14 protein-coding genes and 1 pseudogene are annotated in these 21,063 nt (G+C 70.3%); 12 read left to right on the top strand and 3 right to left on the bottom strand.

All coding sequences use genetic code 11. The features are described 5' to 3' along the window. Positions 1 to 19: 19 nt before the first annotated feature. Positions 20 to 1,036 (bottom strand): zinc-dependent alcohol dehydrogenase family protein, encoded by a 1,017-nt coding sequence (locus OG946_RS02410; protein WP_326794497.1) that lies wholly within the window; start codon positions 1,034 to 1,036, stop codon positions 20 to 22. A gap of 223 nt (positions 1,037 to 1,259) precedes the next feature. On the opposite strand from OG946_RS02410, the gene OG946_RS02405 reads away from it, so the two are divergent. Then, positions 1,260 to 2,153, top strand: coding sequence for a helix-turn-helix transcriptional regulator (locus tag OG946_RS02405; RefSeq protein WP_326794496.1), 894 nt, complete (start codon positions 1,260 to 1,262; stop codon positions 2,151 to 2,153). Between the two features lie 413 nt (positions 2,154 to 2,566). Here OG946_RS02405 and OG946_RS02400 read toward each other — a convergent pair. Then, positions 2,567 to 3,191: pseudogene (locus OG946_RS02400) on the bottom strand (transposase); the annotation flags it as partial. 193 nt (positions 3,192 to 3,384) lie between these two features. On the opposite strand from OG946_RS02400, the gene OG946_RS02395 reads away from it, so the two are divergent. Then, on the top strand, positions 3,385 to 4,551 hold the full coding sequence (locus tag OG946_RS02395) for a hypothetical protein (RefSeq protein WP_326794495.1): 1,167 nt from the start codon (positions 3,385 to 3,387) through the stop codon (positions 4,549 to 4,551). Between the two features lie 381 nt (positions 4,552 to 4,932). Here OG946_RS02395 and OG946_RS02390 read toward each other — a convergent pair whose 3' ends face one another. Continuing rightward, positions 4,933 to 5,571 carry a Chromate resistance protein ChrB gene (locus tag OG946_RS02390; protein ID WP_326794494.1) on the bottom strand — a complete coding sequence of 213 codons (639 nt, stop codon included), beginning with the start codon at positions 5,569 to 5,571 and terminating at the stop codon, positions 4,933 to 4,935. A 413-nt stretch (positions 5,572 to 5,984) separates the two neighbouring features. Here OG946_RS02390 and OG946_RS02385 point away from each other — a divergent pair, with 413 nt between their 5' ends. The 10 genes from OG946_RS02385 to OG946_RS02340 all read left to right on the top strand — a co-directional run bounded on the left by OG946_RS02385 (position 5,985) and on the right by OG946_RS02340 (position 20,844). Beyond that, a complete protein-coding gene (locus tag OG946_RS02385; RefSeq protein WP_326794493.1) occupies positions 5,985 to 7,028 on the top strand; it encodes a LacI family DNA-binding transcriptional regulator in 1,044 nt (347 codons plus the stop codon). Between the two features lie 151 nt (positions 7,029 to 7,179). Next, positions 7,180 to 8,418, top strand: a complete 1,239-nt coding sequence (locus OG946_RS02380; RefSeq protein WP_326794492.1) for a sugar ABC transporter substrate-binding protein — start codon at positions 7,180 to 7,182, stop codon at positions 8,416 to 8,418. Positions 8,419 to 8,421: 3 nt separating this feature from the next. Beyond that, positions 8,422 to 9,414, top strand: a complete 993-nt coding sequence (locus OG946_RS02375; RefSeq protein WP_326794491.1) for a carbohydrate ABC transporter permease — start codon at positions 8,422 to 8,424, stop codon at positions 9,412 to 9,414. Beyond that, positions 9,411 to 10,283, top strand: a complete 873-nt coding sequence (locus OG946_RS02370) for a carbohydrate ABC transporter permease (RefSeq protein WP_326794490.1) — start codon at positions 9,411 to 9,413, stop codon at positions 10,281 to 10,283. Before OG946_RS02375 ends, OG946_RS02370 begins: the two co-directional genes overlap by 4 nt. Before the next feature lie 147 nt (positions 10,284 to 10,430). Further along, a complete protein-coding gene (locus OG946_RS02365; protein ID WP_326794489.1) occupies positions 10,431 to 11,897 on the top strand; it encodes a glucoamylase family protein in 1,467 nt (488 codons plus the stop codon). Continuing rightward, positions 11,894 to 14,458 carry a beta-galactosidase gene (locus OG946_RS02360; protein WP_326794488.1) on the top strand — a complete coding sequence of 855 codons (2,565 nt, stop codon included), beginning with the start codon at positions 11,894 to 11,896 and terminating at the stop codon, positions 14,456 to 14,458. The genes OG946_RS02365 and OG946_RS02360 overlap by 4 nt, the downstream gene beginning before the upstream one ends. Positions 14,459 to 14,590: 132 nt before the next feature. Beyond that, the gene (locus OG946_RS02355; protein ID WP_326794487.1) at positions 14,591 to 16,723 is read left to right on the top strand and encodes a glycoside hydrolase family 3 N-terminal domain-containing protein; all 2,133 of its coding nucleotides are present in this window, start codon (positions 14,591 to 14,593) and stop codon (positions 16,721 to 16,723) included. A gap of 40 nt (positions 16,724 to 16,763) precedes the next feature. Continuing rightward, positions 16,764 to 18,200 carry a sulfatase family protein gene (locus OG946_RS02350; protein WP_326794486.1) on the top strand — a complete coding sequence of 479 codons (1,437 nt, stop codon included), beginning with the start codon at positions 16,764 to 16,766 and terminating at the stop codon, positions 18,198 to 18,200. After that, positions 18,197 to 19,783 carry an alpha-amylase family glycosyl hydrolase gene (locus OG946_RS02345; RefSeq protein ID WP_326794485.1) on the top strand — a complete coding sequence of 529 codons (1,587 nt, stop codon included), beginning with the start codon at positions 18,197 to 18,199 and terminating at the stop codon, positions 19,781 to 19,783. The genes OG946_RS02350 and OG946_RS02345 overlap by 4 nt, the downstream gene beginning before the upstream one ends. A gap of 137 nt (positions 19,784 to 19,920) precedes the next feature. Next, positions 19,921 to 20,844: an NAD-dependent epimerase/dehydratase family protein gene (locus OG946_RS02340; protein ID WP_326794484.1), complete on the top strand. Its 924-nt coding sequence runs from the start codon at positions 19,921 to 19,923 to the stop codon at positions 20,842 to 20,844. Positions 20,845 to 21,063 lie beyond the last annotated feature (219 nt).

Raw genomic sequence — 21,063 nt, 5'->3', positions numbered from 1 at the left:
GTTCCTTATGCGGGGTGGGTCAGGGAGTGAGAAGGGTTTTGATGGCACGGCGCTCGTCCATCGCCCTGTAGCCCTCGGCGACCTGGTCGAGGGGCAGGGTGAGGTCGAAGACCTTGCCCGGGTCGATCCGCTCGTCGAGGACCCGGTGGATCAGGTCGGGGAGGTAGCGGCGTACGGGGGCGGGGCCGCCGCGCAGTCCGACGTGGGAGAAGAACAGCTCCTGCCCGTCGACGGCGACCTCGTGCGGGACGCCGACGAAGCCGACGTTGCCACCGGGGCGGGTGGAGTGCAGTGCCTGCCGCATGGACTGCGCCGTGCCCACGCACTCCAGGACGCAGTCCGCGCCGATCCCGCCGGTGAGGTCCTTGACCCGGGCGATGCCCTCGTCACCGCGCTCGGTGACGATGTCGGTGGCCCCGAACTCAAGGGCGAGCTTCTGCCGCGGTTCGTGCCGCGACATGGCGATGATCCGCTCCGCGCCGAGTTCCTTGGCTGCGATCACCCCGCACAGGCCCACCGCGCCGTCGCCGACGACCACAGCCGTCGAGCCGGGCTTCACCCCGGCGGCGTCGGCGGCCCACCAGCCGGTGCCCATGACGTCGGAGACGGCCAGCAGACCCGGCCAGAACTCCTCACCCGGCACGTCATCGGTGGCGACGAGGGTGCCCTGGGCGTTGGGGATGCGGACGTACTCGGCCTGGCAGGTGGACAGGAACTCGCGGTTCAGGCAGCTCGACTGGAACCCGTTGCGGCAGTTCGCGCATGTGTTGTCCGAGGTGGCGAACGAGCCGACGACGAACTGGCCCGGCCGGACCGCGGTCACCCCGGATCCGACCTCCTCGACGAAGCCTATGTACTCGTGCCCCATCGGGTGCGGCTGCCCGGTCGGCTCCGCACCCCGGTACGGCCACAGATCCGAGCCGCACACGCACGTCACCGCCGTACGGATGATCGCGTCGGTCGGCTTGACGATCTTCGCGTCGTCCACTGTCTCGAAGCGGACATCACCGGGAGCGTGAATAACTGCGCCGCGCATGAGCGGGTTCCTTTGCGTTGCCGGGTACGGGGTGCGGACCCGAAACACGGGTGGCGGACCGCCCGAACCGGGTACGAAGCTCCGCCTGTCCCGCGTCGGCAGCGGGGAGGAGGAGCAACACGTCCTCCAGGTAACCCCCAGTTCACGCACGTAGCGAGTCACTGACAAAGGGTGTACCGGCAATACATCCCTATGGCCGCGTGCCGGACGTACCGTCGAAGGCATGGACAACCGTGAGGAGGTCCGCGAGTTCCTCACCTCGCGGCGCGCGAAGATCACCCCCGACCGGGCCGGACTGCCTTCCGGCACCCGGCGCCGTGTGCCGGGCCTGCGCCGCAGCGAGGTCGCGGCGCTGGCCGACATGAGCGTCGAGTACTACGCCAAACTGGAGCGCGGCAACCTCGCAGGCGTGTCCCCGGCCGTCCTCGAAGCCCTTGCCCGCGCCTTGCAGCTCGACGAGGCCGAACGTGCCCATCTGGTGAACCTGGCCCAGGCCGCCGACGGCTCCGATGCGCTCACCCGTCCCCGCCGCCGTCGTACCAAGGACCAGTGGAAGCCGCACCGCAGCCTGCAATGGGCACTCGACGCCATCACCGCCGGGCCCGCGTTCGTCCGCAACGGCCGCATGGACATCCTCGCCGCCAACCAGCTCTTCCGCGCCCTCTACGCCGACGTCTACGCCACGCCCGGCAACCAGCAGAACCTGGCCCGCTTCACCTTCCTCGACCCCGCCTCCCGCCGCTTCTACCCGGACTGGGACGCCTTCGCCGACGTTTCCGTGGCCATCCTGCGCACCGAAGCCGGCCGCAACCCGCACGACAAGGACCTGCACGACCTGGTCGGCGAGCTGTCCACCCGCAGCGAGGAGTTCCGCACCCGCTGGGGCGCCCACAACGTCCGGCACCACGGCACCGGCACCAAGCGCTTCCACCACCACGCCGTCGGCGACCTCACCCTCGCCTTCGAGGGCCTGGAAATGGTCGCTGCTCCCGGCCTCACCCTCACCCTCTACGCCGCCGAGCCTGGCTCACCTTCCGAAGAGGGACTACGCCTCCTCGCCACCTGGTCCGCCACCCAGGAAGCTGCCCAGGACACGCAACGGCCGGCATCCGGCTGACCGCCGACGACGGCACGCGTGGTGACGCCGTCGCCCCGGCCCGGGCGTTCCCGACCGGCTATCACCCTCAGCCCAGCGGGCACGAACATCCGCCCGGGTCCATTCCGACCCGCACATCCGTCGCTGGGCCGCAGCAGCAGACCACAAGGGAGTCTGAGCCCGACGCTTACCCCTCCTGACAGTTACGGGACAGCCCTTAGGCTGCCTTCGCGGGGGCGGAGGTCAGGAGGCGGCCCATTGCTGCCAGGACTGCAGAACGGGGCGCAGGGCCACCACACCGTGGTGGCGGTTGGCGAGTCGGGCGGCGTATGGAAGGCCGCTGATTTGGGCGTACAACCGGAGTATCACGGTCGGCGTAGCCGAGGACGGGGATGAAGTCCGGTACCAGGTCTAGACGAGTAGTTCCGATGTGTTCAGTGATCGAATGCGGTCAGCGACCGCAGGACCGGTGCGCCGGTCTTGCGGTTGTGCCAGATAGCCGAGGCCATCGTGAGGATGCGCCGGGCGACGCGGACGGCGACGCCCTCGAAGGTCCGCCCACCGTGCTGTTCCAGGTCGAGCTGGCCTTGAGGGTGTCGTTGACCGACTCGATCAACTGCCGCACCGACTTCAGCAGGAACTCGCCCGTGCGGCGCTTCTCCCGCTTGAAGGACGGACGGAGCAACTCGACGCCCTGGAAGGCGAGATCGGTCTCGAACTCCTTGGAGGCGAAGCCCTTGTCGGCGATCAGCAGCAGGCCGGGCCGGTCGGCGGCCAGGTGCGGTTCGCGGTCCAGCATCGTGGCCAGTACCTCCCGCTCATCGATCTTCGGCTTGGCCAGGGCCCAGGTGATCGGCATGCCGGTCGGGGTGCAGACCAGGAACAACGTGGGCCCCAGAAGAACCGGGAGTGGGAGGCGCAATACCCGTATCCGGCCCAGCCGGCCAGCTCCGACCGCTTCACCGTCGGTCTCGACGTCCCACACGGCACCGGCGTGGAGTCGACGATCCAATGGATGTCGAACCAGAAGTCGGTATCCGTCGCCAGCGGCCGCATCGCCTGCGCCCTCTCTGTGCTCCTGGACGTACTTACTCCGTCGAAACCAGGCGCTGAGGGCGTCTTTCGAAGCGGTCCGGGGCCTGTGGCCTCGTGCCGCTCACGCTCAACTCCCTTCGTTGTCAGTTTCGTTGGTTAACGTGTGTCGTGCCGAGCCCGTTCGGAGTGGGGCTTCAGGCCAGCAAGGGAGATACGCATGACATCGCTCGATCCGGTTGTCGCGACGCGTTTGCTGCAACACTGGGGGCCGACGCGGCCGGGGACCGATCTGCCCGCGTACCGGTGCGTGCCGGTCAGCGGTCAGGCGCCGCCACCGACGGAGCGGCTGTGGGATGTGCCGCCGTTGCCGGCGGAGGTCGCCCAATACGGTGGATTTCCGGAGACGTCCACCGAGGAGGGACCGTCGGGGCACCGGTATCCCGTGGCTGTCGAGACGGTGAACCACGCGAGTGTCGTGCCAGAGCGGCTAGGCCACTCATGGACGAGTGCGCGTCCGGCGGAAGAGGTCGCCGAGGAGATCGAGCGGCTGCTGACCGGTGCGCTCGCCCCGGGCCCGGATGCGGGGGCGCTGGGCGAACAGGCCCGGGAGCTGATCACCGTATTGGCAGCGGAACTGGCCGGTGGCCACAGGGACCTGGTCCGCGTCGGTGTCGCTGCCGAGCCCGGCGGCGCACCACTCGACGATGAACTGCATCTGCTCGGCCGATCCCACCTCGGGCACACGCTGCGACTGTCGATAGCCGCTGCGCCTTCTGCCGCATCTCTCGGCAGGTCGCACGCGGACGCGGACCAGCGGGCGGAGTTGTCCGTCCGCGCCGAGTGCGCGGCGGAGTTGCTCGGCGAGTTCGTGTGGCTGAACAACAACGAGCGCATGCAGGTCGAGGTGCAGATCGCGCCGCACGGCCTCGGGCTCGACCCCGCCGACCCTGACAAGGCGGTCCGCGCGTGGTGGCGAAAATCCGACCACTGGGCACGACTGGTGGACGACGAATGGTGGGAAGAGGACGAGCAGCTTCGTCGGCTGGACGAAGAAACTCTCGCCGAGTTCCTGGCCGCCTTCGAGGAACACAACGTCTCGATGGCCAGAAGCGGCGCATGGGCCATGGAGGAGATCGACGACTATGACATCGACGACGACCCCCAGCCCTGCTTCCCGGGTGACCGGCTCGTGGCCCTCCTCGGCCGGGACGTGTTCGACACAACCGCGACACAGGTAGCGGGCGCCCCCGGCGACGGCCAGCCGGCGGCATACGGGATCGGCCTGCCATTCGAGATATCGGACGAGGACTACGGCTTCCACGGCTGCCTGTTGCTGGTCGGCCCCGAACGCACGGGCATCATCACCATCGACGCGATGGCCTGACGGCCTGCCGCGCGGGCAGCGCCCGGAGTACCGCCTCCACACCGCCCAGTGGGTGCTGCCCGACCTCGAACCCGCCCTGAGTGCCTGACGGAAAATTCCCCAGGTTCCGTGGGAGTTTTTCGTTCAGGCACTCAGCATTCGGAACTACTCGTCATGGGGCATGGCGAGGTCTCCCAGCAGCAGCCACAGCCGCACGCGCACTCCGCGGGGGAGGGACCGGTCGCGGGCGAGGCGGGGGACGAGCCGCAGCAGGTCGGGCAGCAACCGGACGGCCTCGGTCAGCAGGTTGCCGCGGACGGACGAGGGCCAGGACCGCGAGGGCGAGCAGCCAGAGCAGCAGCAGGCCGCCGGCGACGGACAGGGCTGCCGGCCACCAGATGTTCACGGGCGGTGCCCTTCCACGGCACGCAGTCGGGCCGCCGCTCGGCCCGTGCGGCTTTCGGGTTCGGTCTCGGCGGCCAGGGCGGCGGCCTCGAACCTCTTCATCACCTTGCGGGCACGGTCGAGTTCGGCGCGGACCTCGGCGCCGATCGGGGCGGCGAAGTAGTCGCGGGCTTCGATCTTGGCGACCCAGGTCTCGAAGCGGGCCAGGTCGGCCTCGGACTCCTCGACCTCGGCGAAGGCGGCGCGGCCCTTGGCGGTCTCGGTCTTGATCTCGGCGAAGAAGCCGGGAAGGCGTTCGAGGACTTCGCCGTACTCGGCGGCGACCGACGCCCGGAACTCGCCGATCAGTTCGCCGCGCTCGACAGGATCGGTCAGCGTCAGATGCAGACAGCGGGCGGTGCCGCCCTCGGCGCGGACCTTGTCCACGAGTTTGCGTACGGTGCCGGCGACGGGCGGTCGGTCGGGGAGCAGGCACGCCGACTGCTGCACATACACCGCCCCGAGCCCCCGCAGCTTGCGCCACACGTGCACCCGCAGGGAGTCGGTGCCGCCGGCCGTGCTCACGGCCACCAGCAGCCACGCATCCTCACCCCCGGACATCTCCCGCTCCCGCTCGCCCAGCATGTCGTCGCTCATCTGGAAATGTTATGTCCGTAACAAGACGCTCTTCCTGGTGCCCGCCTCCATCTCGCACACGAGCTGCCCGTCGAGCGCTTCGCCATCGGGCGACCGACGGTTGTGTCCGTTACGGTGGTAACGCCCGTATCGGCCGGCAAGGCTGCCCTCCCGCCCCGTACGGCCTCGCGGGCGCCCGGCCGCGACCCCCGCTTGACGAGCGGATCCCTTCCCCGACTTCCTGATGCGCCGGAACTGAGACTCGATCTGCTCCCGCTCGGCGATGTTCTTTCCGGCCCCGCCGACCAGCGTGTCGATGTGCGTCGCAGCCTCGCGTTCCGGCTGCGGCTGGACCCGCTCTGGTCGGCTGGAAGGCTGCGGTACCCTGAATGCGCTTCCATTTGTCAGTCCCGCAGGCCGAGGATGGGCTCTCCATGGGCGGTCCCACCGTGTATGACGTCGCCGAGCGTGTCGGCGTGTCCATCGCGACGGTGTCACGTGTGTACCGGAGCCCTGACAGCGTCCGCTCGGAGACCCGGGAAAGGGTCCTGTCCGCCGCCCGTGAGCTCGGGTACGTGCCGAGTGCGAGCGCGCGCGGGCTGGCGAGCCGGGTCACCGGCGTGCTCGGGTTGTGCTTCCCCGACTTCGCCGAGCCCGAGGCCGACGACTCCTCCGACCCCCAGGGCGCGGAGTTGAGCCTGTACGGCGACGAGGTGATCCGGGGCATGGAGCGAGCCGCCCGGAGGCGCGGCTACGCCCTGCTGATCTCGGCGTCACCCGCTGACCGGGCGGGAGAGTCGATGGCGGAGATCGCCGGCCGCGTCGACGGGCTGGCGTTGCTCGCCCAGCAGTGGCCCGCCGCGGAGCTCGACGTCGTCTCGCGCCGGCTGCCCCTGGTGGTGCTGGCCGGGCAGCGGCACCCCGGACTCGACCGGGTCGAAGTGGCCAACTTCGACGGCCAGTTGGCGCTCACTCGGCACCTGCTCTCCGATCACGGGCTCCGCCGGCTCGCCTTCCTCGGCGGCCCCGAGGACTCCCCGGACGCGCAGGCCCGGTTCCGCGGCTTCCAGGCGGCCCTCCTCGAGGAGGGGCTGGAGGTGCCCGAGCGGCCGGGCACGCGGGGAGACCTGACCCTGGCCGCAGGCCGCAAGGCGGTGGCGGAACTGCTGGACCGGGGCGGGCCCCGCCCGCAGGGTCTGGTGTGCGCCAACGACCAGATGGCCGTGGGCGCCCTGCAGGCACTGGCCGAGCGGTCGATCGGGGTTCCGGGGGACATGAGTGTCACGGGCTTCGACGGGATCCCGCTGAGCGGGGCGGTCAGCCCCTCGCTCACCACGGTCCGGCAGCCGATGGGACGCCTGGGTGAGGAGGCGGTGGAGGTGCTGCTCGCCAGGCTGGCGGACCGCACGCTGCCCGTCGAGGCCCGCACCCTGCCCACGGTCCTGGTCCGCCGGGTGAGCTGCGGCTGCCCCGCCTGACTTCCCGAGGGGCCTGCGGCACGTGCCCGGCCCGGTTTTACACCACCGTTACTGAAGCGTTACCGGATCGACCCTTGTGAGGGGCGACGGGTTTCCGCCAGGGTCATGTATGCGCTTACAAACCCGCGTGTGCACTCGATAGGAGCCCCTCATGGCCCGCAGAGCCCGGATTGCCACTGCCCTTGCCGTCGTCTCAGCGCTGGGACTGGCCGCTTGCGGCGACGGCGGGGGCGGCGAGGTGGGCGCCGACGCCGAACAGACCCTCACCGTCTGGGCCATGGGGGAGGAAGGCACGCGCATCCAGGAAATAGCGAAGAAGTTCAACGAGGACCACCCGAACATCACGATCAAGGTGACCCCCATCGGCTGGGACGTCGCCCATCAGAAGCTGGTCTCCGCCGCGGCCGCGGGCAAGCTGCCGGACATGGCGCAGCTCGGCTCGACCTGGGTGGGTGAGTTCATCGACCTCGGCGTCCTGGAGCCGGTGGACACCGGCACCTTCTCCGCCGACGACTTCTTCCCCGCCGCCTGGGAGGGCAACGAGCGGGACGGCGAGGTCTACGGCGTCCCGTGGTACGTCGACACCCGGGCCCTGTACTACCGCACCGATCTGGCCGCGAAGGCCGGTGTCGACAAGGCCCCCGAGACCTGGGCCGACCAACTCGCACTCGCCGGGGCTTACCAGGGGCTGGACAGCACCAAGTGGGGCTTCTCCCTCCCGGCCGGCGGCGTCGGCTCCTGGCAGAACTGGATGCCGTACTTCTTCTCGGCGGGCGGCTCGTTGATGGACGACGACGGCAACCTCACCCTGGACTCGCCCGAGGCGGTCGAGTCCTTCACCGAATACCGGAAGTATTTCGACAAGGGCCTGTCCAAGAGCACCGCCGAGGCCCCCGGCTACGACGTGATCAAGGATTTCGGGGCGGACCGGGTGCCGATGTTCGCCTCCGGGCCCTGGATGGTCCAGAACATCACGGACCAGGCCCCGCAGTTGAAGGGCAAGTGGGACGTCGTACCACTGCCGGCCGGCGACGAGCCCGCCTCCATCATCGGCGGCGCCTCCCTGGTCACCTTCGGCGACAGCGAGCACAAGGCGGCGGCGAAGGAGTTCACGTCGTTCCTCTCCGACCCGAAGACGCAGGCCGACTGGTACGAGATGGCCAAGTCGCTGCCGGCCAACACGGCCGCCTGGGACGAGCCGGCGCTCCAGAACGCCGACGTCGAGGTCTTCCAGAAGTCCCTGGACACCGCCGGTACGATTCCGCCGCTGGCGAAGTGGGAGGAGATCGCCCACGAGATCGACCTCACCCTCGAGGAGCTGGGCAAGGGCGGCGACCCCGCCGAACTCGCCAAGCAGCTCCAGGAGAAGACCGAGGGTCTGGCGGGCTGAGGCATGACCTCCGCCACTGCCAAGCCCGACATCGCCGAGCGGTCGGCCTCCCGGGCGGGCAGTCCGGGAGGGGACGGCGGCCAGGCGCCGCCCCGGGCGTCCCTGCGCCGCGACCGGCTGTCCCGGCACAACGTCTCCGGCTGGCTGTTCTCCACCCCGTTCCTGGCCTTCTTCTTCACCTTCATGGCGTTTCCGATCGTCGCGACGCTCCTGATGAGCTTCACCGACTTCGGGCTGCCCAACGTCACCGACCCGCTCTCCGCCGACTTCACGGGTCTGGACAACTACAGCAAGCTCTTCGGCGACGAGAAGTTCGTGCGGGCGCTGCTCAACACCGGCTACTTCGTCGTCCTCGGTGTGCCGCTCACCATCGGCAGCGGGCTCGTGGCCGCGGTGCTGCTGAACTCCGGCATCGACCGGCTGCGCACCTTCTTCCGGGTCGGCTTCTACGCCCCCGTGGTCACCGCCATCGTCGCGGTCGCCGTCGTCTGGCGCTTCGTGCTCGACCCGACCGAGGGCCTGATCGCCGGGCTGGCGGCCCAGGTCGGACTGACCGCCCCGGACTTCCTGGCGTCCGAGACGCTCGCCATGCCCTCGCTGATCATGATGGCGGTCTGGCGCAACATGGGCACCGCGATGGTGCTCTTCCTCGCCGGGCTGCAGTCCGTCCCGACCGAGGTGCGCGAGGCCGCGCGAATCGACGGAGCAGGCGCCTTCCAGGAGTTCCGCCGGATCACGCTGCCGCTGCTGCGGCCCACCATGCTCTACGTCGCCATCATGACCAGCATCGGTTTCCTCAACGTCTTCGAGGAGCCGTTCGTGATGACCAACGGCGGTCCCTCGGACAGCACCCTGACCGTCTCGCTGTACATGTACCGCGAAGGCTTCAACTTCTTCCACATGGGTTACGCCAGCGCGATGGCGTACACGCTGTTCGTGATCATTCTGGCCGTCACGCTGCTGCAGCTCAGGCTGCTGAAGGACAAGACGAAATGAGCACCACGACCGCATCGCACAACGGCTACGCGAAACGCGACGCCCGGGCCCGGCGGCGCAAGGCCCTCACCTACGTGGTCCTCGGCCTCGGCCTGCTGATCACTGCGGCTCCGTTCCTGTGGATGGCCCTGTCCGCCTTCAAGACCGAGCGGGAACTCTCCGCCAGCCCGCCCCGGTGGATTCCCCGGGAGTGGACGCTCGACAACTTCCGCACGCTGCTGGATCTGCTGGACGCGCCGCTGTACTTCTTCAACTCGGCCGTGGTCGCGGTCTGTGTGACCCTGTGCAACCTGCTTTTCTGCTCGATGCTCGGGTACGCGCTGGCCAAACTCAACTTCGCCGGCAAGAAGCTGGTGTTCGGCATCGTGATGGCCGCCCTGATGGTGCCCGGCAATCTCATGCTCATGCCGAAGTTCGTGATGATGAGCAAGCTGGGGCTGATCGACACCTTCGCGGCGCTCATCCTGCCGTTCGCCGCGGGAGCCTTCGGCGTCTTCCTGATGCGGCAGTTCATGTCGAGTGTCCCCGACGAGCTGCTGGAAGCTGCCCGGGTGGACGGCGCACGCGAGTGGTACATCTTCTGGCGCATCGTGATCCCCCAGGTCAAGCCCGCACTCGCCACCCTCTCGATCTTCGTGTTCCTGGGCTCCTGGAACAACTTCCTGTGGCCCCTGGTCGCGACGAACGATGCCGACAAATACACCCTGCCCGTGGCGCTCGCCACCTTCGCCACCGACCCCACCAAGGCTGACGGCTCCAACGGCGTCCTGATGGCCGGCGCCTTCCTGGTGGTGCTCCCGGTGCTCGTCGTCTTCATCGTGCTGCAGCGGTTCTTCACCCAGAGCATCGCCACCGCGGGGCTGAAGTAGTCCGCTGCCCGGGCCGTAAGGGGCCGCCGACAGCCTGACGGCCCGCGGTCCCTTACGGCCCACCACCCGCAGAGCACACACCGATCACCGCACCCATATGCATCTGCCTGCACACAGACACCTGCTGTCAAGGGAGTTGGATCGCTCATGGACCGCCGCACGTTCCTCGCAGCCACTGCCGTCACCGCCGGAGCCGCGGGCTCCGCCGGTCTCGGCGCTGCTCCCGGACACGCCGCCGTGCGCTCCCCACAGGACCTGGAGCCGGTGCTCACCGGCTGGTTCAAGGACACCTACCGCTCGCTTGAGGCGATGGTCGCCGACAACGGGCTGCCCGCCGACAACATCGACCTGAGCGGCGGCGAGCCCGTCCTCACCGAGAACACCTCGGTGACCAACATCGGCTGCTGGATCTGGTCCACCGTGGCCGCGGGCGGCCTCGGCGTCATCAGCGAGCGCGAGATGCACGCCCGCCTGGCGCGCACGGTGGCCACCATCGAGCGGATGAAGCGGCTCCACGGCTTCTGGTTCAACTGGTACCACACCTTCACCGGCGAGGTGCTCGACGAGTGGCCCGGCAGCGGCGCCCCCGTCGACCACCTGCTCTCCACCGTCGACAACGGCTGGCTGGACGTTGCCCTCCGCATCGCCGAGGACGCCGACCCCCTGCTGCGCGGGCGTATCCGCAAGCTCCGCAAGGACATCGACTGGTCCTTCATGTACGTCCCCTACGACCCGGCCGACCCCGTCGCCCACCCCGGCCACATGTCCACCGGCTTCCGGCTCGCCGACGACGCGCTCACCCCCCACTTCTACGGCGCCCTCGTCTCCGAGACCCGCATCGCGGGCTACCTCGGCATCGCCGACGGCACCGTTCCAGGTGACCACTACTGGCACATGCTGCGCACCTTCACCCCGGACCAGGCACAGGAGATGCCACCCGGCGGCGACTGGGTCGTGCGCGACGGAGTGCGGTACTTCAACGGCCACTACACCTACCGCGGCCGCCGCCACGCGCCGGGCTGGGGCGGCTCGATGTTCGGCGCTCTGATGCCGGAGTTGTTCGTGCCCTCCGCCGACTGGTCTCCCTCATGGCGCACGAACCTCACCCACCACGTCCAGGGGCACCGCGACCACGGTCTGCTCGACGCCGAATACGGCTATTGGGGCTTCTCGCCGGCCAGCGTGCCCGAGGGCGGCTACCAGGAGTACGGGGTGCAGTACTTCGGCATCTCGCCCGAGGGCTACTGCTCCAATACCGACCGCACCTACGTGCCGTACGGCGAGCCGAAGCCGGACCCCTCCGCCTACACCAACGGGGTCGTCACCCCGCACGCCGCCGTGATGGCGCTCATGGTCGCGCCGCGGTACGCCTTCGACAACCTCAGGCGCATCGCCCGCGACTTCGACGCCTACGAGGACGGCTACGGCTTCTACGACTCCGTCAACGTCGGCACCGGCAAGGTCAGCGACCGGATGCTCTCCCTGGACCAGGGCATGGTCGCCGCCGCACTCGCCCAGGTGCTCAGGCCCGGCCTGCTGCAGCGCCCGTTCCGCACCGGCGGTTTCCGCCGCACCCTCAAGCCGCTGCTGGCCAAGGAGGACTTCGGGATATGAGCACCCTGCCGGTCACCACCCCCAGCCGCAGGACGCTCCTCGGCGGCCTCGGCGCCGCCGCCGTGACCACGCCCGGCGTCCTCGGCAGGGCCCCGGAGGCGTCGGCCGCCGGCGCCTCGGCGCCCGCGCCCGCCTCCGCGGCCGGTGCGCGGCGTGCGGCCGATCCCGTCACGTACGGGAACAAGCAGATCCACATCGACGGCGAGCCCGCGCTCGTCCTGGGCGGGGAGATCCACTACTTCCGGCTCAAGCGCGGCGACTGGCAGTCCCGGCTCGACAAGGCCAAGGCGGCCGGGCTCAACGCCATCGCCACGTACATCCCCTGGATGTGGCACGAGACACCGGACGGCCACATCGACGTCACCGGACGCACCCGGCCGGAGCGCGACCTCGGGGCCTTCCTCGACCTGTGCACCGAGAACGGCTTCGACACCGTCGTCCGGCCCGGTCCGTTCACCATGGCCGAGCTGAAGGGCGAGGGAGTGCCGGAGCGGGTGCGCAGGGAGCACCCGGAGATCAACCCCAAGGGCTGGCACGGCGCTGACGGCACCACGCCCGCCGTGGACTACCTCGCGCCCGCGTTCCTGGAGGAGGCCCGCCGCTGGTACGACGCCGTCATGCCGGTCATCGCCCGACGGCTGCGCGGCGACGGCCGGCCGGGTGTCATCGCCTGCCAGCTCGACAACGAGATCGGGATGCTCGACTGGGTGAGTAACACCCCCGCGCTCACCGACCACGTGCTGCGGGACTTCCGGGGCTGGCTGGAGCGGACGTACGGGGACGGCCTGGCCGACCGCTACCCGTTCGCCGGGGAGTCCGACGGCGCGTTCGACAAGGGCGTCCGTGAACCGGCCGACGGCTACTCCGCCGCCCTCATGCACGACTTGGGCACCTTCATGCGCGGGCGCTTCGCCCGGTACGTCGACGCGCTGCGCGAGGCCGCGGAGGACAACGGGGTGCGCGGCATTCCGTTCCTCATCAACATCCACGGCACCGGAGGCGACCGGGGCACGAACTTCCCCATCGGCATCAGCCAGTTGATGGAGACGTACTCCGGCAGGCCAGGGCTGATCTCCGGCGCCGACTTCTACCTCGGCGACCTGACGTTCCGGAACGTCACCGACCTGTACCTGGTCAACTCCTTCATGGACGCGACCAACGACGGCGACCAGCCCGTCACCGCCCTGGAGTTCGATGCCGGCCACGCCGACTACGGCAACGACCTCGACAACCAGTCCGGCGCCGAGGCGGCCGACCTGAAGACCCGGCTCTGCCTGGCCCAGGGCGCCAAGATGATCAACTACTACCTGTTCGCCGGCGGGTTCAACCCCAAGCTCGACGAGCCGCTGGGCGACGGGAACGACCGCATCGGATCCACCGGGGAACGCCACGGCTTCGCCGCCCCGGTCGACCCCGAGGGCCGCCCCGGTTTCAGCTATCCCTCCCTGGTCCGCACCGCCCGGGCGGCACGCGCCAACGCCGCCGTGCTCGCGCCGATGCGGGCGGAGTACGACGACCTCGCGCTCGGCTTCGTACCGGACCACTACCTGACCGAGTACCGCCCCGACACCGACGCCGTGCGGGCCGTGCTGAGCGACGTCGAACCGGTACGGGGCTTCGGCCCCCGCGGCGCGCTGTCCCGCGGCATGCTGCTGGGCGGCTACCGCTACCGCAGCGTCGACCTGCAGGCCGGTGATCTCGACCCGGCCCGCACACCCGTCCTCGGTCTGGCCACCGGCGAGTACCTGGACACCGTGGTCCAGCGGCGCCTGGTCCGCTATCTGCGGGCGGGCGGCAAGCTGCTGCTCTCCGGCCTGCTGCCGGGCAAGGACATGTCCGGCCGCCCGTCGACCGACCTGCGTGACGCGCTCGGGCTGACGCCGGGCAAGACCCTGACGGACGCGAACCGGTTCTCCCTCTCGGTGACCGCGCACGGCTGGGCCGCACCGCGCGCCGAGATCCGGGTGCCCAAGGCGCAACTGTGCACGGCGAGCCGCGGGAGCCGCGCCGACATCGTGCTGCGTGAGCTGTCCACGGGCCAGGGCTGCGGATTCGACATTCCCGTCGGCGCGGGCCGGGCGGTCGTCGTCACCAGCGCGTACCGCTGCGACCTCGGATTCTGGACGGCGGCGCTGCGCCGGCTCGGCGCCGAGCCGCGCTTTACCCACGACGCGAAGCTGCCCGGCGTCTTCCTGCTCACCACGGCCGACGGCGAAGGCGGGCGGCTGCTGCACGCCTTCAACATCTCCTCCGGATACGGGCAGGACGTCACCGCCGCGGAGCGCGGCAAGCCCCTCTTCGGCGGCGAGCGGCTGCACCTGCCGGGGCGCGGCGCGGCGATGTTGCCGCTGGGGGTCCGTGCGGGCGGCCTGCGGATCGCGTACGCCACCGCGGAGATCAGCGAGATCGCGGACGGGCGGGTGGCCTTCCGGGCGCTCGGAGACGAGGCGGTCGTGGCCGTCGACGGACCCGCCCGCTGTGCGGGGGCGAAGGTCTCCGTGGAAGGCGGCCGGACGCTGCTGCGCGTCGGACGGCGGGAGTTCACCGTGCACCGGGGCTGACGTCCCCCGTGGGCCCGCGGCATCCGGATGCGCGGGCCCACGGGGGAGCCACGACTTCCGTACGTATGCGCTCGCAACCCCGCGGTGACCCCGCCGGGGCGCGTCACCAAGGCAAGAGGACTTCGGATTCACATGCTCGGACCGCACGAAGGCAAGGTCAAGGACCTGATCAGCAGGATGACCGTCGAGGAGAAACTGGGCCAGCTCCAGCAGCTGACCTGGACCGGGGCGACCGGACCCGGCGGCGGTCAGACGGAGGAGGTCGAGCGAGCGGCCCGGGCCGGCCTGCTCGGCTCGGTGCTCAACCTGCACGGGGCACGGCACACCAACTCTCTGCAGCGCATGGCCGTGGAGGAGTCCCGGCTGGGGATCCCGCTGCTGTTCGCCCAGGACATCATCCACGGCTTCTGGACCACCTTTCCCATCCCGCTCGCGCAGGCCGCGGCATTCGATCCCGCGGTCGTCGAGCGCGACGCCAGGGTTTCGGCGAAGGAGGCCCGTTCCAACGGAGTGCGCTGGACCTTCTCGCCGATGATGGACGTCACCCACGAGCCCCGCTGGGGCCGGATCGCCGAGAGCTGCGGCGAGGACCCGTACCTGAACGGTGTGCTCGCGGTCGCCAAGGTCCGCGGCTACCAGGGCGACGACCTGGCCGCCGACGACAGCCTGGCGGCCTGCGCCAAGCACTTCGTGGCGTACGGCGGCGCCGAAGGCGGGCGCGACTACAACACGGTGGACGTCTCCGAACAACGGCTGCGCAACCACTACCTGCCGCCGTTCAAGGCGGCCGTGGACGCCGGAGTGGCCACCGTCATGGCGGCTTTCAACACCGTCAGCGGCGTCCCCGCGCACGGCAACTCGCACACCCTCACCGGCATCCTCAAGGAGGAGTGGGGCTTCGACGGGCTCGTCGTCAGCGACTACACCGGCGTCGAGGAGCTGATCGCGCACGGATACGCCGCTGACGGAGCCGACGCCGGGCGGCTGGCCCTGACAGCGGGCATCGACATGGAGATGGTCAGCACCCGTATCGCCGCCCACGGCGCCCAACTGCTCGCAGCCGGGCGGATCAGGGAGGACCGGATCGACGACGCGGTCGCGCGCGTGCTGCACCTGAAGTTCACGCTCGGCCTCTTCGACGACCCGTACACGGACGAGGACGCCGCCATCGACGGGCCGACACCCGAGGCACGCGCCGCGGCGCGCGAGACCGCCGCCCGCTCCATGGTGCTGATGAAGAACGACGGTGTCCTGCCACTGGACCGCGGCCTCCGCTCCGTCGCCGTGGTCGGCCCGTTCGCGGACTCCACCGACCTGCACGGCACCTGGGCCGGCCCCGGCTGCCGGCGGTTCCCCTCTGTCAGCGTCCTCGAGGCCGTTCGTGCCGCTGCCCCCGGCGCGGAGGTCACCCACGCCGGGGCGGACCCCGCGCAGGCCGCTGCCGCGGCCGGCGCCGCCGACGTCACCGTCGTCGTGGTCGGCGAGGCCACGGAACTGAGCGGTGAGGCCGCCGCGCGCAGCGACATCTCGCTGCCTGCCGGGCAGCGGGAGCTCATCGCCGCGGTCGCGGCCACCGGCAAGCCGTTCGCGGTCGTCCTGGTCAACGGACGGCCGCTGACGATCGGCGACTGGGCCGGCGAGGTCCCGGCCCTGCTGGAGGCATGGCACCCGGGCATCGAGGCCGGCAACGCCGTCGCCGACGTGCTCTTCGGCGCGGTGAACCCCGGCGGCAAGCTACCGGTGACCTTCCCCCGCTCCGTCGGGCAGATCCCCCTCTACTACAACCGGGAGAGCACCGGCCGTCCGTACGACCCGGAGGAGAAGTACACCTCGAAGTACCTCGACCTGGCCGACGGGCCGCAGTTCCCCTTCGGTCACGGCCTCAGCTACACCGCTTTCAGCACCGGGCAGCCCCGGCCCGTCCGGGACACGGTCACCGCCGAGGCCCTTGAGCGGGGCGAGCGCATCGGGATCGAGGTCGACGTCACCAACACCGGCGACCGCGCCGGCGACGAGGTGGTACAGCTCTACGTGCACGACCCGGTGGCGAGCATCGCCCAGCCGGTGCGCCGGCTGCGCGGCTTCACCCGTGTCACCCTCGGCCCGGGGGAGAAGCGCACCGTGCGCTTCACACTCGGCGCCGAGGACCTCGGGTTCTGGACCAACGACGCGGCCGGACAGTACGTCGTCGAGCCGGGCAGGATCGACGTGTACGCCGGCAGCAGCTCCCTGACCGAAGCGCGCTGCACGCTCACGATCGCCTGAGGCACCCGCGTCCGCCCCTGCACCACGGAGGTTCGCCAGCATGACCCCGCTCCGGCGGCCGAACATCATCCTCTTCATGACCGACGACCACGCGCCCGCGGCCATCAGCGCGTACGGCAGCGTCATCAACAGGACTCCGGCGGTCGACCGCCTCGCCGCCGAGGGCACCGTCTTCGAGAACGCCTACTGCACCAACGCCATCTGCTCCCCGGCCCGGGCCACCCTGCTGACCGGCACCTACAGCCACGTCAACGGCATGACATCGCTGGAGAGCCCCACCCATGGATTCGACGCGGCCCAGCCGTCGTTCCCCAGGATGCTCCAGGACGCCGGCTACCAGACGGCCATCGTCGGCAAGTGGCACCTGGGCCACGGCGCGGGCCACGACCCGCAGGGCTTCGACTACTGGGAGATCCTGCCCGAGCACGGTGTCTACCACGACCCCGAGTTCCATACCGCCGAGGGCCGCAGAACCTATCCCGGCTACGTCACCGACATCATCACCGACCTTGCCCTGAGCTGGCTGGACAAGCGGGACCCGGACAAGCCGTTCTGCCTGCTCATCCAGCACAAGGCGCCCCACCGGGCGTTCGAGCCCGCACAGCGGCACGCCCACCTGTACGAGCACGAGGACGTCCCCGCACCCCCCACGCTGCACGACGACCTGGCCGGCCGCGCCCCCGCGGCCCGCGAGGCCGCGATGAGCATGGAGGACCTCACCGCCGAGGACCTCAAGGGCGTGCCGGTGCCGCCGGGCATGTCGCCGCACGCGGAGCGCGAGTGGCGCTACCAGCGCTACATCAAGGACTACCTGCGGGTCATCGCGGCCCTCGACGAGAACGTCGGCCGCGTCCTGCACTACCTCGACGTCAGCGGCCTGGACGGTTCCACCGCCGTCGCCTACACCTCCGACCACGGCTTCTTCCTCGGTGAACACGGCTGGTTCGACAAGCGCTTCATGTACGAGGAGGGCATGCGCATCCCGCTCGTGGTCCGCTGGCCGGGCCGTACGGCAGCGGGATCGCGCAGGCGGGAGCTGGTGGCGAACGTCGACTTCGCCCCCACCCTGCTGGACCTGGCCGGCGTGGCCCCGCACCCGCGGATGCAGGGCGAGTCGCTGGTGCCGCTGCTGCGGGGCGAGGAACCCGGGCGCCGGCGGGACGCCGTCTACTACCGCTACTACATGCATCTGGACGACTGCCACAACGTCCAGGCCAGCTACGGCATCCGCACGGCGACGCACAAGCTGATCCACTACCCCGGCCACGGCTCCGGCGCCGACGGCGCCAAGGACGCCCCGCGCCCCGCCGCCTGGGAACTCTTCGACCTCACGACGGATCCCCACGAGCTGCACAACCTCTACGACGATCCGCGCTGCGCCGATGTCGTACGCGACCTCACCGACCGGCTGGCGGCACTGCAACGCGACGTCGGCGACACCCCGGACGGGCACCTACCCGAAGGAGCGGCCGCATGACCTCGTCCCCGCCGGCCTGGCTGGCCGACGCCGTCCTGTACCAGATCTACCCCCAGAGCTTCGCCGACTCCGACGGCGACGGCATCGGCGATTTCGCCGGCATCGAGCAGAAGCTGGACCACCTGGCCTGGCTGGGCATCACCACCGTCTGGATCAACCCGTGCTTCACCTCGCCGTTCCACGACGCCGGCTACGACGTGGCCGACTTCCTCACCGTCGCACCCCGCTACGGCACCAACGACGACCTGGCCGCACTCGTCGACAGCGCCGGCCGACGCGGCATCCGGGTGCTGCTCGACCTGGTCGCCGGTCACACCTCCGACCGGCACCCCTGGTTCACCGCCTCCGCCGGCGACCCCGGCGACCACCGCTACATCTGGGCCCCGGAGGACCTGCGCCCGCCGGGCTACCAGCCCTCACCCGGCAGCCGCCCCGGCTGGTACAGACCGAACTTCTTCCCCAGCCAGCCGGCGCTCAACTTCGGCTACGCGCGCGCCGACCCCGGCGAGCCGTGGCGCCTGCCGGTCGACGCCGAGGGCCCGCGCGCCAACCGGCAGGCGCTGCGCGACATCATGGACCACTGGCTGGCCCTGGGCCTGGCCGGATTCCGCGTCGACATGGCCGCTTCCCTGGTCAAGGACGACCCCGGGCACGTCGAGACGGTGAAGCTGTGGACCGAGCTGCGCGGCTGGCTGGACGGCGCGCACCCGCAGGCCGTGCTGCTGTCCGAGTGGGGCGACCCCGGGACCGCCGTCCCGGCCGGCTTCCACGGCGACTTCTTCCTGCAGTTCGGCGGAGACGACGACGGGCTGCCCCTGCGCTCGCTGTGGAACAACGACGCCGGCACGGTCAACGAGGAATGGGCCCCGGCCAGACCCTACTTCGGCGCCGAGGGCGCCGGCACCCCCCAGACCTTCCTGACCGCCTGGCGGGCGGCGACCGAGGCGATCGGCGATGCCGGGTTCGCCGTCCTGCCCTCGTCCAACCACGACTTCTCCCGGCTGGCCTGCGGCCCGCGTACGGCGGAGCAGTTGCCGACCGCGTTCGTGTTCCAGCTCACCTGGCCCACCCTGCCGGCGATCCACTACGGCGACGAGATCGGCATGCGCTACCTCCCCGGACTGCCGGACCACGAGGGCAGCGTCCTGGGCCCGCGCTACAACCGGGCCGGTTCACGCACCCCCATGCAGTGGGACAGCAGTTCGAACGCCGGCTTCTCCACCGCCCCCGCCGACCGGCTGTACCTCCCGCTCGACCCGGACCCGGACCGTCCCACCGTGGCCGCGCAGCGGGCCGACGAGAAGTCCCTGCTGCACCTGGTGCGGCGCCTGATCGCCCTGCGCAAGGCCGCCCCGGAACTGGGCGCCTCCGGCGGAGTGGAGGTGTTGTACGCCGGGTATCCGCTGGTCTACGTCCGCGGCGGTCGCTACATAGTCGTGGTCAACCCGGGCCGGACGCCCGCCACAGCCACCCTTCCGGCGGGAGTCCGCTGCACCGCAGTGGAGGCATCCGGTGTCAGCATCACGCACAGCGGGGACATCGGAGCGGCGGGTTTCGGCTACGGCGTGTTCGAGATCGGATGAGCCCGCCGCGCTCCCCGCTCCGGTGCCTGCGTCACGGTCGCGCGGCTTGGCGTCCCAGCAGCCGCAAACTACTTGCAGGCGCGGGATATTGTGTGCAAGTGTAGACAGCCCGCACAAGTAGTTGAGGGATGGTGGCTGTGCGCATATTCGTCACCGGAGCGAGCGGATACATCGGCGGATCCGTCTCCGCCCGCCTGCTCCAGGCCCGGCATGAGGTGAGCGGACTGGCACGGACCGAGGACCGCGCGAAGGCGCTCCGGGCACGCGGGATCACCCCTGTACTCGGGACCCTCGACGACCAAGAGGTACTGGCCGGTGCCGCACACGGAGCCGACGCGGTGATCAACGCCGCCGACAGCGACCACCGTGGCGCGGTCGAAGCCCTCACCGATGCGCTCGCCGGAACCGGGAAGCCCCTCCTGCACGCCAGCGGTTCCAGCATCGTCGGAGATGACGCCCGTGGTGAGGCAGCGGAACGGACCTACACCGAGGCCGCTGTTTCCCCCACCGCCCCGTGGCGGCCCTCGCCGGACAAGGCCCCTCGTGTGGCCATCGACCGGCTCGTCCTGGCCGCGGCGGAGCGCGGCATTCGCTCGACCGTGCTGTGCGGCAGCCTGATCTACGGGCATGGGTACGGGATCGCGCGCGACAGCGTGCAGCTTCCCCGTCTGGTCGACCAGGCCCGCAAGAGCGGCGTCGTCCGGTACATCGGCACAGGCAGCAACATCTGGTCGACGGTTCACATCGATGACGTCATCGACCTGTACCTCTTGGCGCTCGAATCGGCGCCGCCCGGATCGTTCTACTTCGCCGAGAACGGCGAGGCATCGTTCGCGGCGATGGCCCAGGCCATCGCCGACACCCTCGGGCTCGGCACCGCCCAGCCCTGGGACATCGACGCGGCGATCCGGGAGTGGGGATACGAACCGGCGGCATACGCCCTCGGCTCGAACAGCCGGGTACGCGGCACCAGGGCCCGGGACCAGTTGGGCTGGAAGCCCGCACACCATTCCGTCACCGACTGGATCCGTCGCCGCCTGACTGCGAGCGAACCCGGCTGAGTCCGGCCCGAAGCGTGACCTCACGGTCAGGGAGCAGGCAAGGAACTACCGCTGCTCCTCCGACCACCAGCCACGTCCGGATCAGCAAGCGGCTCGGCTTCGAGGACCGTGTCATCGCCGCAAAAGCCGGCCGCGCGGCCTCCGACGAGAGTTCCGAGAGGCGGCGCCGTTCCACCCGACCTCCCAGAGCACCGTTTTCTCTCTGATACACCGGCGCCC

Origin of the sequence: Streptomyces sp. NBC_01808 (assembly GCF_035917395.1) — a bacterium.
Classification (GTDB): Bacteria; Actinomycetota; Actinomycetes; order Streptomycetales; family Streptomycetaceae; genus Streptomyces.
The sequence above is the reverse complement of the archived record's forward strand: the minus strand, read 5'-3'. Positions and strand labels throughout refer to the sequence as shown.